The organism is Streptomyces gottesmaniae (assembly GCF_031845845.1).
In the GTDB taxonomy this organism is placed as follows: Bacteria; Actinomycetota; Actinomycetes; order Streptomycetales; family Streptomycetaceae; genus Streptomyces; species Streptomyces akebiae.
The window spans coordinates 452,882-467,317 of the sequence record NZ_JAVRFJ010000001.1; the positions used below are offsets into that span (position 1 = coordinate 452,882).

The 14,436-nt window shown below is 72.4% G+C and carries 13 protein-coding genes; 3 read left to right on the forward strand and 10 right to left on the reverse strand.

Annotation, left to right across the window (positions count from 1 at the left end; translation table 11 throughout):
• Positions 1–49: 49 nt before the first annotated feature.
• The 8 genes from RM704_RS01935 to RM704_RS01970 all read right to left on the reverse strand — a co-directional run bounded on the left by RM704_RS01935 (position 50) and on the right by RM704_RS01970 (position 8,805).
• Positions 50–1,318 (reverse strand): glycosyltransferase, encoded by a 1,269-nt coding sequence (locus RM704_RS01935; protein ID WP_052146057.1) that lies wholly within the window; start codon positions 1,316–1,318, stop codon positions 50–52.
• Positions 1,315–2,280 carry a glycosyltransferase gene (locus RM704_RS01940; RefSeq protein ID WP_033527666.1) on the reverse strand — a complete coding sequence of 322 codons (966 nt, stop codon included), beginning with the start codon at positions 2,278–2,280 and terminating at the stop codon, positions 1,315–1,317. Before RM704_RS01940 ends, RM704_RS01935 begins: the two co-directional genes overlap by 4 nt.
• Entirely contained in the window at positions 2,277–3,407 is a 1,131-nt protein-coding gene (locus RM704_RS01945; RefSeq protein ID WP_078937141.1) for a glycosyltransferase family 9 protein, read from the reverse strand. The genes RM704_RS01940 and RM704_RS01945 overlap by 4 nt, the downstream gene beginning before the upstream one ends.
• Positions 3,404–4,063: a D-glycero-alpha-D-manno-heptose-1,7-bisphosphate 7-phosphatase gene (locus RM704_RS01950; protein WP_078937140.1), complete on the reverse strand. Its 660-nt coding sequence runs from the start codon at positions 4,061–4,063 to the stop codon at positions 3,404–3,406. The genes RM704_RS01945 and RM704_RS01950 overlap by 4 nt, the downstream gene beginning before the upstream one ends.
• Positions 4,060–5,154, reverse strand: coding sequence for a glycosyltransferase (locus RM704_RS01955; RefSeq protein ID WP_078937139.1), 1,095 nt, complete (start codon positions 5,152–5,154; stop codon positions 4,060–4,062). The genes RM704_RS01950 and RM704_RS01955 overlap by 4 nt, the downstream gene beginning before the upstream one ends.
• Positions 5,151–6,815: a carbamoyltransferase family protein gene (locus tag RM704_RS01960; RefSeq protein ID WP_033527665.1), complete on the reverse strand. Its 1,665-nt coding sequence runs from the start codon at positions 6,813–6,815 to the stop codon at positions 5,151–5,153. The genes RM704_RS01955 and RM704_RS01960 overlap by 4 nt, the downstream gene beginning before the upstream one ends.
• Before the next feature lie 89 nt (positions 6,816–6,904).
• Positions 6,905–7,888 (reverse strand): NAD-dependent epimerase/dehydratase family protein, encoded by a 984-nt coding sequence (locus RM704_RS01965; RefSeq protein WP_033527664.1) that lies wholly within the window; start codon positions 7,886–7,888, stop codon positions 6,905–6,907.
• Positions 7,889–8,340: 452 nt separating this feature from the next.
• Positions 8,341–8,805, reverse strand: a complete 465-nt coding sequence (locus RM704_RS01970; RefSeq protein WP_063774484.1) for a nuclear transport factor 2 family protein — start codon at positions 8,803–8,805, stop codon at positions 8,341–8,343.
• Between the two features lie 116 nt (positions 8,806–8,921).
• Between RM704_RS01970 and RM704_RS01975 the strand changes: the two genes are divergently transcribed.
• The 3 genes from RM704_RS01975 (at position 8,922) to RM704_RS01985 (ending at position 11,843) form a co-directional block, all read left to right on the forward strand.
• Positions 8,922–9,542: a TetR/AcrR family transcriptional regulator gene (locus RM704_RS01975; protein ID WP_052146056.1), complete on the forward strand. Its 621-nt coding sequence runs from the start codon at positions 8,922–8,924 to the stop codon at positions 9,540–9,542.
• A 354-nt stretch (positions 9,543–9,896) separates the two neighbouring features.
• The gene (locus RM704_RS01980; protein ID WP_157856704.1) at positions 9,897–11,207 is read left to right on the forward strand and encodes a TolB family protein; all 1,311 of its coding nucleotides are present in this window, start codon (positions 9,897–9,899) and stop codon (positions 11,205–11,207) included.
• Positions 11,208–11,468: 261 nt separating this feature from the next.
• Positions 11,469–11,843, forward strand: coding sequence for a hypothetical protein (locus tag RM704_RS01985; protein WP_311588935.1), 375 nt, complete (start codon positions 11,469–11,471; stop codon positions 11,841–11,843).
• Between the two features lie 222 nt (positions 11,844–12,065).
• Here the strand turns inward: RM704_RS01985 and RM704_RS01990 are convergent, their stop codons facing one another.
• Positions 12,066–13,091 carry an aminotransferase class I/II-fold pyridoxal phosphate-dependent enzyme gene (locus RM704_RS01990; protein ID WP_033527662.1) on the reverse strand — a complete coding sequence of 342 codons (1,026 nt, stop codon included), beginning with the start codon at positions 13,089–13,091 and terminating at the stop codon, positions 12,066–12,068.
• Positions 13,088–14,428, reverse strand: coding sequence for a radical SAM family protein (locus tag RM704_RS01995; RefSeq protein ID WP_033527661.1), 1,341 nt, complete (start codon positions 14,426–14,428; stop codon positions 13,088–13,090). Before RM704_RS01995 ends, RM704_RS01990 begins: the two co-directional genes overlap by 4 nt.
• Positions 14,429–14,436 lie beyond the last annotated feature (8 nt).

Consider the following 14,436-nt stretch of genomic DNA (forward strand, 5'->3'; position numbering starts at 1 on the left):
GGATTCGCGATCTCGTGCCGTGGCCGGCGCAGGGCTGCTGCCGGGTCGGTCAGACCACGCCGGTCATGGCGGGACGCGCGTCGACGACCTCCTCGTACGCCGCCTCGGTCGCCGCGGCGACACGGTCCCAGCAGTAGCGGCGCAGCACCCGACGACGGCCGGTCGCCCCGCAGGCCGCGCGGGCCGCGGGGTCGGCGAGGAGTTCGCCCACAGCCTCGGCGAGCGCCTCGGGGTCGCGCGGCGGCACCAGCCGCCCGGTGCCCGGGTCGGCGACGGTGTCGAGCTGCCCGCCCACCGCGCTGGCGACCACCGGCCTGCCGCAGGCCATCGCCTCCAGCGGGACGATGCCGAACGGCTCGTAGTCCGCGGGACACACCACCACGTCGGCGCCGCGCAGCAGCGGCGGCACCTGCCGGCTGGGCACCCCGCCGGTGAAGCGGACCCGGTGTGCCACCCCGGCCTCGGCGGCGAGGGCGCGCAGCCTGCGCACCTCGGGGTCGTCGTCGATGCGGTCCACCGGGGGACCGCCGGCCACGACGAGTTCGACGTCGGGCAGCAGGGCGAGGGCGGCGACGGCGACGGCCGCGCCCTTGCGCGGGACCAGCCGCCCCAGCTGCAGGATCCGATGGGGGAGGGGACCGGGCTCCATGGCGGGGCCGCGCGGGGTGAACAGGTCGGTGTCCACCCCGCAGGGCACGATCGTGACCTGGCTCGCCGGCACGCCCATGCGGGCGAGTTCGTCGACCTCGTCGCGGCAGGTGGCGACGATCCGGTCGCAGCCGAGACCCACGTCCCGCTCCAGCGCGATGCGTGGCGGTGGGCTGGTGTCGGCGAGCCGCTGGTGGCGTCGCTTCACCGTGCCCAGCGCGTGGTACGTGTGCACCAGCGGGAGCCCCAGCGCGCGGGTGGCGGGCAGGGAGGCGACACCCGACATCCAGAAGTGCGAGTGCACCACGTCGGGCGGCCGCTCCTGCCACACACGGAGGAGATGGCGTCCGAAGTGGCCCATGTACGGCAGGAGTTCGTCCTTGGGAACCTGCTCCGGCGGGCCGGCGGGCACATGGTGCACCACCACCCCGGCCCGCATGCGCACCCGCTCCGGCAGGTCCGGCGCGTCGCGGCGGGTGTACACGGTCACCTCGTGACCTCGGTCGGCGAGGGTGCCGGCGAGCGCGGCGACATGGACGTTCTGCCCGCCCGCGTCCACCCCGCCGAGGACGGCGAGGGGGCTCGCGTGCTCCGAGACCAGCGCGATCGACCGGGGGCGCGGACCGCCGCCGGCACCGCCGAGCCGCAAGGGGGTGGGGACCGCGTTCATGAGCGCGCCTCCTTCATCACACGCTCCCAGTCGTCCAGGAAGCGCTTGAGCCCGTAGCGTTCGAGGGCCGCCTGCCGGGCGCGCGCACCGTCGGCGGCCGCCGCCCCGGGGTCCTCCAGATAGTTCCGTGCGGCCCGGGCCAGCACCTCGGGCCGGGTGGACAGGGTGCCCGCGCCCGGCGGGACCGCCTCGACGGCCTCGGTGGTGGCGAGGGCCACCACCGGCATGCCCAGATGCATCGCCTCCAGCAGGGAGAGCCCGAGAGAGGTCCAGCGCACCGGGTGCAGATACAGCCGGCGCTCGGCCAGCGCGGCGTGCAGCTCGCGTTGGGGCAGGTCGGCGCCGCGACAGCGATCCTCGGGCAGGCCGAGATGCGCGGCGAGGCCCTCGGTGCGCATGCCGAACACGTCCAGGGGCACGGCGTCGGCGAAGGCGGGCAACAGGTCGGTGCCGGTATGACGACCGCGCCGAACCGGCTCGTTGACCACGACGGCCGCGCGGGCGAGCCGGCCGGTGTACTGATGGCCCGGGTCGACGATGCCGTGCTCGATCACCTCGGTGCGGGTGGAGCCGCAGTCCCAGAACAGCCGGTTGAAGTGGGTGACGTGAACGAGCGTCAGGTCGTCGCGGTCGGCGAACGGGTGCCGGGTGTTCGGTACGTCGCCGTCCGGGGCGTTGTGCTCCAGATGGACGGCGGGTACGTCCCGTCCGGGACGGCGCCCACCCAGCCAGCGCTCGGCGAGCTCCAGTTCGTGCGGCCTCTGCAGGATCACCAGGTCCACCGGTTCCTCCCGCAGTTCCTCGGGCGTCACCTCGCGCACCGAGGCCGGCCAGGAGAACGTACGGGCCCGACCGAGGCCGTCCGGCCCGCGGTCCGGCGTGACCGGAACGAGGTAGGTGTGCGGGCCCTGCACGAAGGCCGTGGTCCAGGAGCCGTGCACATGCCACAGCAGGATGTTCATAGGGTCGCTCCTCGTTCCGTCGCGAGGCCCCGGCCCGGCCCGTACGCCGGGCCCGCGGTGGGGCCCCACGCCTCGGGGCGGGCGGTCCGGGCGGTGGGGTGAACGGGCAGGCCGTCGAGTGCGGCGACGGCCGTGAGGACCTGCCGGTCGCCGATCCCGTCGAGGCAGGGGTGCCCGGCCGTCGGACACCGCCGTGCCCGGCTCCCGGCGCACGCGGCGTCCTGGTCCCCGAGCAGGACGTGCGGCACGCCGTACGGGCCCCAGCGCTCGGCCGGCACCACCGGCGCGAACAGACAGACGACGGGGGTGCCCACCGCGGCGGCGAGATGGGTCGGCCCGGTGTTGCCGGCCACCACCACGCGTGCCCCGGCCAGAACCCCGGCCAGCTGCTCCAGATCGGTGGCCCCGCCCAGGTCCAGCGCGTGCCCACCCGCCACGCGCGAGGTGAGGTCCCGCTCGCCGCGGCCGCCGGTCACCACCACCCGGTGGCCCGCGGCGGTCAGGGCGGCGGCGGCCCGTGCCGCACGGGCGGGGCTCCACGCGCGGGCCGGCACCGCGGCCCCCGGGTGGAGCACGACGTACGGTCCGGGGCCGGTCAGGTGCGTGGTGTCCGGCGGTGGCTTCACCCGCAGCGTCCCGTCGTCGCCGGGAGGCAGCGTGAACCCCGCGTCGCGCGCCAGGTCCAGGGCGGCCAGGACCTCGTGACGGTGGGGCAGCCGGTGGTGGCGCAGATCGAGCAGGGCGCCCGGGTAGTCCTCGCTGTCCGCGGCGGTCCTGCCGACCCCGGCCAGCTTCAGCAACAGCGCGACCGGCAACGGGCTCTGGTGGTAGGACACGAGGATCAGCGCGCGGTCGAAGCGCCGGACCGACAGCTCCTGGAGCAACCGGTCCGTCACCGCCCGCGACACCGCCGGCGGCTCCAGACCCACCCAGGGGGCGTCGTACTCGATCACCTCGTCCACACCCGGCAACAGGCGCCCCGCCGACACACCCTGAGGGCCGCACAGCAGCGCGGTGTGGGAGGAGCCCGCGGCCACCGCGCGGACGGCGGGACCGGCCAGCAGCACGTCGCCGGCGCTGTCGAGGCGCACGACGAGGGTGCGGGGGAGGGGCGTGGCCGTACTCATCGCCGGCCTCCGGCGGTCACCACGTCGGACCCCTCGCCGACGGGCTCCGGGCCGAGCACCAGCCGCACCGCCCCCAGCAGGTCGTCGGCCACGCGGTCGGCGTCGGCGATCTCCGCAGGCCGGGTCACCGGGGTCGGCACCAGCACCCCTCGCGCGCCCGCGGCACGGGCGGCGGCCAGGTCGGTGCCGATGTCCCCGATGACGACGGTGTGCCGGGCCCGTACTCCGAGCCGGTCGCAGGCAGCGAGCACCAGACCCGGGGCGGGCTTGCGGCACCGGCACCCGTCGTCCGGCCCGTGCGGGCACACCGCCCACACCTCGAACGGCCCGAGCAGGTCCTCCACCCGCCGCCGTACGGCGTCCACCTGCCGGTAGGTCAGCAGCCCCCGGGCGACCCCCGACTGGTTGCTGACGACGCCGACGGGGACACCCCGCGCGCGCACGGCCGCGACGGCCTCCCGCGCCGAGGGCATCGGCTCCACCCGCTCGGGGTCGCCGTTGTAGGGCACGTCGGCCACCAGGGTGCCGTCCCGGTCGAAGAGGACGGCCTCCGGGAGCACGGGCCCGGCTGCCCGTGCCGTCGGCCGGGGCGTGTCCCGCTGGGCAGCGGAGCCGAAGAGCCAGGGCACCGCACCGCGCGCCGGGACGCCGGTCATGACAGCACCTCCTCCTCGCGGGCCAGGCCGACCGGGGGCGCGGCCGGCCGGAACGGCTCCGTCGCCCGGTGCGCCAGCCGGCCGCGCAGCCGGTGCCAGGTGGCGGCGGGCGGGATGACCAGGCTGGTCAACGCCATGGCGGCGATCTCGTCCCGGGTACGCGGCCCCGGCGTGATCCGGGCCAGCGCGAACTCGGCCGTGCCGGCCAGCCACCCCGCGGCGCACAGCGCGGCGGCGCGCGGCCGGCCGAGGACGGCACACACCAGCGAGGCCCCGGCGAGCGCCGTCACCGCCAGATGTCCGGGCAGACGCCCCCGTGGCGCCCCCGCCCGGTCCCACCAGTCCCGGCCGTGCCGACGGGTCATCAGCACGTCGTCGGCGTTGCCCGCCTGCAGCCGCACGGAGATCCAGCGGTCCACCGGACGCACCGGGTGCTGGGTACGGCGCTGCCCGGCGGTCAGCGTCCAGCCGGTGCCCAGCACACGCAGTGCCAGGTCCGCGTCCTCCCGGAAGGCCCGCCGGAAGCGCTCGTCGAAGCCGTCGACGGCCTCCAGCGCCTCCCTCCGGTACGCCATGTCGGCGGTGATCCACCGGGCCGTGGCGAGGCCGGCCGTGTTGCGCTCCCAGTCCGTGGGCCGCCGTCCCGCCGGAAGCGGTACCTCGATCCGGGCCGTGACCCCCGCGCTGTCCGCCGGCGCGGCGGCCAGGTCCAGGGCGAGATCGTCCGCCCAGGACGGTCCCGGCACCACGTCGTCGTCGAGGAAGACGATCCAGGGCACCCGGCCGGCCGCCCGCCATCCGGTGTTGCGCGCGGCGGCCGGCCCCGCGGCGCGTCCCTTCACCACGGTCGTGATGTCCCGCAGGGACGGGGGAACCTCCAGGTCGAGCGGCGCGCCGCCCGGCTCGGGGCGGTCGTCGACGACGACCACCCGGACCGGCATGGGTCCCTCGGCCCGGGCCAGGGCGCGCAGACACACCCGCAGACCGGGACGCCCGAGCGTCGGGACGACCACCGCGTACGCGCTGCCTCCACCACCGGACCCCGTCCGGTTCGCGGGACGCGCGCGCCACTGCCGTACGAAGTCGCTCATCGCGCCGCTCCCTCGTCCCCGGTGCCGAAGAGGCCCTGCCGCCGCACCGCGTACGGGCCGATCGCCAGCAGGTCGACGGGGGAGGAGCCGAAGCACTCCAACGCGTCCCGGGGATCGTCCACCATGGGCCGGCCCGCCGTGTTCAGGCTGGTGTTGACCACCACGGGCAGTCCGGTCAGCTCCTCGAACGTGCCGAGCATGCGGGCCACCAGAGGTTCCCGGCCGGCGTCCACGGTCTGGATGCGGGCCGTGCCGTCGACGTGTACGACGGCGGGGATCCGCTCACGCCACGGAGGAGCCACGTCATGCACGAACAGCATGTACGGGCTGGGCAGTGGGCCGTCGAAGATCTCCCCGGCCCGGTCGGCGAGGACCATCGGCGCTACCGGCCGGAACTGCTCGCGGCCCTTGACGTCGTTGAGCCGTTCCAGATTGCCCGCGTGACCGGGGTGGGCGAGCAGGGAGCGGTGGCCGAGCGCCCTCGGCCCGTACTCGGAGCGGCCCTGGAACCAGGCGACGATGTCGTTGTCCGCCAGCGACCGGGCCACGGTCACGGCGATGTCCGCCGGCCGCTCGAAGGGCACGCCCGCCGTCTTCAGCCAGGCCCCGAGTTCGGCGTCGGACCAGTCCCGGCCGAGGTCCGCGCCCGGCATGGGCTCCGGCTCCTCGCCCTCGGCCGCGGCGAGCAGCAGCGCGCCGCCCAGCGCCGTCCCCGCGTCACCGGCGGCCGGCTGCACCCATACCCGGGAGAAGGGGCCCTCGCGGGCGATCCGGGAGTTGGCGACACAGTTGAGGGCGACGCCTCCGGCGAGGGTCAGCATGCTGTCGTGGGTCCTCCCGTGCAGCCAGCGCACGAGGTCCAGGAGGGTCTCCTCGAGGACTGCCTGGGCACTGGCCGCGACATCGGCGTGCGCCCGCGTCCACGGCTCGTCCGGCCCTCGGGGCGCGCACAGTTCGTGCCAGGGCACGCCCGTGGCGCGGAACCCGCCGTCGCCGGTGGGGTGCACATGGCGGCGCAGCTCGGACAGCATCCGTGGGGTGCCGTGGGAGGCGAGGGCCATCACCTTGAACTCGTCGGAGGAGCGCAAAAATCCCAGGTGCTCGGTCAGCTCCTCGTACACCAGCCCGAGGGAATGGGGCAGTTCCTGCGCGTACAGGGGTTCCAGCCGGTTGCCGACGCGGCGCGCGGCCAGGTGCGAGGCGCGTTCGCCGCGGCCGTCCAGCACCAGCACGGAGGAGTCCCCCGCGTCCGGCGCGGCGAACGCGCCCGACGCGGCGTGGGCCATGTGGTGCGGTACGAAGCGGACGATGCCGGGGTCCAGTCCGGGCAGGGCCGCCTCGAGGAAGCCCGCGGCCTCGCGCGCGTACGTCTGCCGCAGGTGGTCCCACGGGTCGTCGAGGCCCAGGTCCCGGGCGGGCCGGGCGAGTCGCGGATCGTAGGAGTAGGTGACCGCGTCGAGGTCCTGGGGGCGCAGACCGGCCCGGGTCAGACACCAGGCGGCGGCCTTCTCCGGCAGCTCCCAGGCGGCGAACGGCACCGGCCGCTTCCCGTGTTTCCGCCGGGAGAACCGCTCCTCCTCCCCGGCGGCGACGGTGTGGCCGTCGATCACGAGCGCGGCGGCAGGGTCATGGAACAGCGCGTTGATTCCGAGAATGCGCATAAGGGACGGAACCTTTCGGCGAGGGGTGCGCCGGTGCGGGGCGTGCGAAGGGCCTACGGGACGGCCGCCGCCGAGTGTTCGGGCGCGGGTCAGCGAGGCGGGGGCGCCGCCGTGTGCTCCGCCTCGGCGCGGAACCACGCGATCGTGCGGCGCAGCCCGTCCTCGGGTGCCACCCGGGGTTCCCAGCCGAGCTTGTCCTGGGCCAGGGTGATGTCCGGACAGCGCAACGCCGGGTCGTCGGTGGGACGTTCGATGAAACGGATCTCGGAGTCCGACCCGGTGAGGATGATGACCAGGCGGGCCAGGTCGAGCATGGTGATCTCGCCCGGGTTGCCGATGTTCACGGGGCCGCGCATGCCGTGGGCCGCCGCCGCGAGCACACCGCGCACGGTGTCGTCGACGTAGCAGAGCGAGCGCGTCTGCCGCCCGTCCCCGGTGACCGTGAGGGGCTCACCGGCGAGTGCCTGCCGGACGAACGTCGGTACGGCGCGCCCGTCATGCCCGCGCATGCGTGGGCCGTAGGTGTTGAACAGGCGCACGATGCCGGTGTCGGTGCCCTTGGTGCCGGCGTGGGCGGTGGTCAGCGCCTCGCCGAACCGCTTGGCCTCGTCGTACACACTGCGGGGTCCGACGGGGTTCACATGGCCCCAGTAGCGTTCGTTCTGCGGGTTCTGCTGCGGGTCTCCGTACACCTCCGAGGTGGAGGCGAGGAGAAAGCGGGCGCCGGAGGCGTGGGCGAGTTCCAGGGCGTGACGCGTGCCGAGGCTGCCGGTGTCCATGGTGTGCAGGGGCAGCCGGAGATAGTCGGCGGGCGATGCCGGGGACGCGAAGTGCAGGACCAGGTCGGGTGGCCGCTCGACCGGGATGCCCTCCGAGACGTCGGCTTCCAGCATGGTGAACCCGGGGCGGCCCCGGAGCGCGGCGACGTTGTCGAGCCGGCCGGTACTGAGGTCGTCGACGCAGGTGACGTCCACACCCGAATCCAGCAGTGCCGTACACAGGTGGGAACCGACGAAACCCGCGCCGCCGGTGACGACGGCGTGCTGCCAGTTCGCTGCGAAGGCGGTGGTCATGGCGATCTCCCCTCGTTTGCGGCGAGGCGTGGAGCTTCCCGGCGCGCGCCGAGCATCGCGGCGCACCGCTTCTGGGGCTCACGGGGATGAGCGGCCGGGCGCGGGGACTCGCGGGAGCCGCCACCACGACGCTGTGGTGGCACCCCTGGCGGGTCGCGCCGCGCAGGACAGGCGGTGAAAACGCCGGAGGCGAGGGAGCCCCGGCGTGGTCCTCCACAGCGACTCGTGACGATGGCTGGATGCGCACCGCCGGTGGAGGACGCCCGAGCATCGAGTTTCACACGCATCGCTCCCGCTCGCGACCGGTGACGTCCGACCGCGCACGGTCACGGGGATGCGCGCACGTCGCGGGAGCGACGTGCGCGGTTCTCACCTGACGGAGCGGCGTGGCGGGCCTGTTCGTGGGTACTTGGGTTCGGGCCGGAGAGGTCTTCGTCGCCGAAGGGAGCGCATCACTGGTTCGTGTCGGGTTCCCTCGTAAGGTCGTGACCGCGTTCGGGCAGAAGTACGGGGTTCTGCCTGATTTCCGTCGCTTGGGACCACACCGCTCGCCAGTGGCCGTCGATGTTCTCGTAGCTGTCGGTGTGCCAGTACGTAGCGCGAGGGACCGCATGGCCCGCGAACAGCACTTCGAGCGTGGCCTGGTAGCGGATGACGGCGGCGTTGCCGTAGACGCGGACGTCGATGGCCCCGGGCTCCCAGACGACATAGTCGATGTGTCCGGTCGCGATGGCGGTGAGGTATTCGTCCTTGGACAGCACCGCACCGACCGGGGTGACGAGTTGGAAGTCCGGTGCGTGCAGATCGGCCCCGGCGGCGACATCACCCGCAACCAGCGCGCGGAGCCGGGCTCGCTCGACCTCGCGGATCTGTTCCGCGATCGGGTCGGTGGCCGGGGCGTCGGCTGTCTGTGTCATGAGGTGTCACTTCCTGGGGTTCCGGGAGCGGGAATGCGCGTGACCCCGCTCTTCTAGACAACTTAACATCATCTGTCTAGCTGGACTCAATCTGTCCAGCTTGTTAACGTGCCGCCGTGGCAGCCAACCGGAACGAGCACATCCTTGACACCGCACTGACCGTCTTCAGTCGGTACGGGTACGCCAAAACCACCATGCAGGACATCGCCCGCGCTGCCGGGATGTCCCGGGCAGCGCTCTACCTTCACTTCTCCACCAAGGAAGACCTCTTCCGGGCAGGGGCCCGAAGGGCGCACTCCAGAGCACTCGGTCAGGTGGACGAGTCCCTCGCGGGGCAGGGCGACGTTCTGTCGCGGATCGACGCCGCGATGGACGTCTACTTCGGGGGGCTGATGGCGCAGATCTCATCGGGCGTGCACGGCGGGGAACTGCTCGACGCCGGTCTCACCATCACGGGGGACATCGTCAGCGAAGCCCATACCGCCCTGGCGGCCCGGCTGGCCTCCGCGCTGGACGCGGCTGCGGCGGCGGGAGAGGTCCAGTTCTCGAACGCCGACACAACCGCCGAGGACATCGCGCGTCTCCTCCTCGCGGTCGCGGACGGACTGAAGGAGACAAGCACGGACCCAGCGCTCAGGCGAGAGCACCAAGACCTCTTCCTGCGCCTGGTGCGTGCGGCGATCGCGCCGTCCGGCACATCGGTTCCCTCCCGCCGCGCACCTCACCGACAGTCCTAGAGGGCGATCAGTCCGACTCCGGTCGAGCGGAAGTGCTGGGCGACCACGGTGTCCAGGATGAAGGCGTGCACGCACCGTCTTCCTTGATCGTCACGTCCCGATCCTACGACCGTGTCGCCCAGATGGAACGAAGGATGCCCACGATCGGCCACGGTCCTCAACGACCGCTTCCTCTCGCACCGTTGGTCGACCGGATGAGAACGGCTGGTTTGCCCTCCCGCCCTGTTGCCCGCGGCCTGCCCCCGCTATTGGCTGTGTCCGGCCTGTTCGCCCAGGGGCCGAGGGGCTTGTGGAGGGGGAGCGATGCGTGATGTGCGACGGACCGCGGTGTGGGCGGTCCTTGTCGGCAGTTGTGTGGCCGTGCTGCCTGCGACCGGGGCGGCGGCGTCCGGTGAGGGACACCGGCCCCGGACGGAGCGGGTCAGTGTCACGGCTGAGGGGGCCCAGGCCAACGATTTCTCCGACGCTGGCGGGATCAGCGCAAACGGGAGATATATCGCTTTCGATTCTTCGGCGACCAATCTTGTGGCCGGTGACAGCAACGGGTTTTCCGACATCTTCGTGAAGGATCTGCGGACCGGCACGATCGAGCGGGTCAACGTGGCCGGCGACGGCACCCAGGCCGACAACGAAACCACCACGTACTCGCTGAGCGCGAACGGGCGTTACGTCGCCTTCAGTTCCTACGCCGACAACCTGGCGCCCGGCGACACGCCTGACGCCCAGGACGTCTTCGTCCACGATCGCCTGACAGGGCGGACCGAGCTGCTGCTGGAGGCCGGGACCGCCTGGGCGCAGACGTATGAGCCGTCCATCAGCGCCAACGGCCGTTACGTGGCCTTCACTTCCAGCAGGAGCGATCTGGTCGAGGGGGACACCAACGGCCGGGGGGACGTCTTCGTCCGCGACCGGTGGAAGAAGACCGTCGAGCGGATCAGTGTGGCCGACGACGAATCGCAGACGGCCGGTTTCTCGGAAGGCGCGGCGATCAGCGCGGACGGTACCCGGATCGCCTTCCGTACCCAGTTCTTGCTCGACGGAGGCGACGAGGAGGGGGCCCCGCCGGAGGGCTCCGAGGCCAGAAGACCCCAGGCGTTCCTCTTCTACGTGCGCGACACCCGAAGCGGGCGGACCGTCCAGGCGGCACACACCCGCGATGGCGTGCCCGTGGCCGTCCGAGGCGACATCGGGCTGAGCCCGGACGGGCGCTACGCCCTCTACGCCAGCGAGTGGGAGGGGATCGTGCCGGATGACACCAACGACAAGCGCGATGTCTTCGCCAAGGACCTGAGCACCGGAGCCACCCGGCGCCTCACCCTCGCCCACGACGGGTCGGAGCCGAACGACCACTCGGCGGGCCAAGTCAACCAACGCGGCCCTGCGCTCAGTGCCGACAACCGGCGGGTGGTCTTCACCTCGTCCGCCGACAATCTGGTGCCGGGCGACACGAACGGCGATGCCGACGCGTTCCTGCGTGATCTGGTCACGGGCGAGGTGCAGCGGCTGAACGTCACGCGGGACGGAGGGCAGAGCGACATGGCCCAGCGCTCGTCGCCCGTCGTTGACGCTTTCGGGCGCACGGTGGCTTTCGGCTCGCCGGAGAACGACCTCGTGCCGGGGGACACCAACGAGACCAGCGACGTTTTCGTCCGCCGCCTCGAGTAGCGCGCACGCAGGCCCCCGAAGAGGGGCCTTGAGTGAGTGTCAGGTCCATCATGCCTGTTCGGAGGTGGTTTTCGGTAGGACGCAGCGCACGTCCGTTTGTTCTTGTGGCAGTCGAGGCCGCGCGTCAGACTCGTCGTCATCCCCACTCCGGCCCACGTGCCGACAGCCGTTCTCGGCTGTCGGCGCGGTCGCCGTGCTGTCTCATCGTGTGACGTGCACGGGCCGGAGGGGGCCTGACGAAGGGGATCGATGGATCAGGGCATGGTCGAGCTGGCGAGGGTCAGACTGCTGAGTGCCAACCGGCGCGTGGTGCGTGGTGCCGAAGGGCTGTGGATCTACCGGCTTCTGACACAGGTCGAGCCGGAGACGTACGGGTCGAAGCTGGCGTACGTCCTGGTGGAGGCGAGCGCGTCTCCTCTCGTGAGGGAACTGCCTGAGCGACGGTTGGCCCTGTTGGACGAGGCCGTGGAGGTGGCGAAGGCCCTTGGAACCTCGAACCCCTACCGGGCGAAGATGCTGGCGAGGGCCTTGGCTGCCAGAGAGCGGGAACTGAAGGGCCGCCCGGCGGAGCCGCTCGCGTCCGAGGGGCGGGAGCACCGGGCGGCCCTTCAGGAAGACCCGCGAGAGCACGCATGACCCTGGGGGTGTCGGGCACCGACTCCCCGGACGGCGGTGAGGAAGCGGGGGAGCAGGTCCCGTCGTCCGAACGGAGCGGTGCCTGATCCCCCGGATGTCAGCACGCGGCGTGGGGTTCCTGCTGCGCCCGGTACCCCACGCTCGCGATGCCGGACGCACGTGTGGGCAGGATCGAGTGCGGATGTGGGCAGGGACCGAGTGCACTGTGGGCGGCCAGGCCCTTCAGTGGCCTCGTGTGCCCGTCTGCGCGGGGGCGAAAGCGTCGGCGAGGCTGGTCAGGACGGAGCCGGGCCAGGTGCTCACCCCGAACACGCTCACCGGCATGGCGAGCACGCCGTACTCGCGCTGGAGTGTCTCCGCCGGGACTTCGGCGGGGAAGAAGTAGTTGCCGGGACAAGCCCGGCTCGCCGTGGAAATGGCCTTGAGGACGTCGTCCGGCAACCGTTCGAACAGTCGCTCAGCCCGTGCGGTCAGTTCGCCGACGACGTGCCGGGGGACGTCACTGTGCTCGGTCAGCAGGCGGTCGGCGAACCCCAGCTGTGCCGGCGTCGGTGGATCAGCCCGGAAGGCTTCGGCCAGTTCGGTCTGCGTCGGCCCCAGGAGGACCACACCGAACGTGCGGGGCCACAGCCATCCCTTGGTGACCGAGTGCAGCAGGACCGCACGACCGGTGTCCAGCAGTCGCCGTGTGCCGGGGGCGAAAGGGGCTCCCAGGTCGTAGACGCTGTCGATCAGCACGCGGCGGCACGGTGATGCTCGCAACCACGCGATCACCGCGGCGCACTCGTCATCGGACAGGTAGCGGCCGAGCGGCTTGCTGGGGTTGGCGAGCAGCAGGTACTCGGGCCGGTGGTGGTCGATCGGTGACCTCGGCAGGACCGGCGCCGGCAGCGTCGGGTAGGACGCGGGCGCCAGGCCCGCGGCACGGGCCAGCTCGAAGTACACCGGGTACACGTCGCCGGGCAGCCACACCCGCGCTTGCACGGCGCGCAGCCACTCGAACACCACCCCGAGCCCGTGCCGGACCCCTCGACTGACCATGGCGCGGCCGGACCACTCTTCCGGCAGCTCGAAACGCCGCAGCCATGCTCGCGCGAGATCGCACCGGTGCACCGTACCGATCTCGGTGGGCGGTTCCGGTCGTGTCGGAGCAAGCGCCCGGTACACATTGGTCTCGGCGGCGTCCAGAAGCGTCGGAGCAGCACTGAGTTGCCGCTGCCGGAATTCCTGGAACTCCTCGAACCTCATGCCGCCGCGCCTTCCGCCACGATCTCGCTGGCCCGGTCCTCCAGGGAGGCGTAACAGCGTCCGTCGGCCATGACGTTCCAGCTGCGTGCGATCCCGTTGGTGCGTTCCCAGAGCAGGCTGGGTTCGGTGTAGGCGGCGATCCGCATCGGCCGGCCGCCCCAGCCGCCGTGGTAGACCGGCGCGCCCCAGGGCAGGCGGTCCGCCAGTGCGAAGCCGTGCCGCTCGGCGAATCCGGTGACGACGGACAGCGAAACCTGGTGCTCTCGGCTCCAGAGGTTGGCCGTGCGGTCGAAGTAGAGCGACTCCGTGCTGGTGGATACGTAGAGCTCCTTGAAGCAGACCTCCTCGACACCCAGAGCCGCGGCCCACGAGAGGTAGTCGCCGACATCGGCCGCGTCGGCGACGCCGCCGTGCTGGAGCACGCATATCAGTCTCATCCGCAGCCCCGGCCAGCGATCACGTTCCACGCGCCAGGTGTCGATCACCGAGCTCACCGGCGTGCGCAGCATCATCAGGCGCTCGTTGACGGCGTCGTCCTGATGGTGCCGAGAGACTGCCAGTACGCTCAGGCCCGCGGCGCCCAGGGCTGCGAGGCGGTCGGCCCGGTCGGCGTGCCGCCCCTTCGCCGTGGTGTGCGCGTTGGTGATGAGGACGACCTTCGGGAAGGCCGCCGAGCAGGCCGACACCAGCCGCAGCTGCTGTTCGAACGGTATGAGCGTGGGTTCCCCGCCGCCGGTGATCACCGCACGCTCCGCCCCCGCCGCACGGGCGCGCTCCAGCCAGTGCGCGACCGCGCCCCACGGGACCCGTGCCGGTGCCTGGTCGCTGGAGATCGAAGCCGAGGAGAAGCAGAACGAACAGCGTGCCTGGCAGGCGGAGGCGACCGGCAGGAACGAGACCGAGCGCGGTCGCGTGGCGGCGTAGCTGCGCAGTGCCGAACCGTGCAGGTGCAGGGAGGCCGCCATCGCATCCTCCACGGTTGTCGGACGCAGCGTGAACTCATCCGCCCCTTGGTCGAGTTCGTGCACGGCTGACAACCGGATGCGCGCCTCGTGCAGTTCCATGCCGAGGCCGGTCGACACGTTGGGCACCAGCGTGTCGGGGTCCACCAAGGTCTCCAGCACCAGCAGCCGGTCGCCCGGAATGGCCAGACGATCCAGCAGGCGTCGCGCCTTGCCTATGCCGATGTCCAGCTCCGCACGGGTCAACAGGTGGAACCGGTCCGGATAGGTGCTCTCCGGAATCCCCGCCTTACCGTAGGCGAACGCGTACTTGTCGAAGCCCTTCGCGAAGTTCGACAGCACGATGACGTGGAAGCGCGGGTCGCTGTGGTTCATGCCGTCAT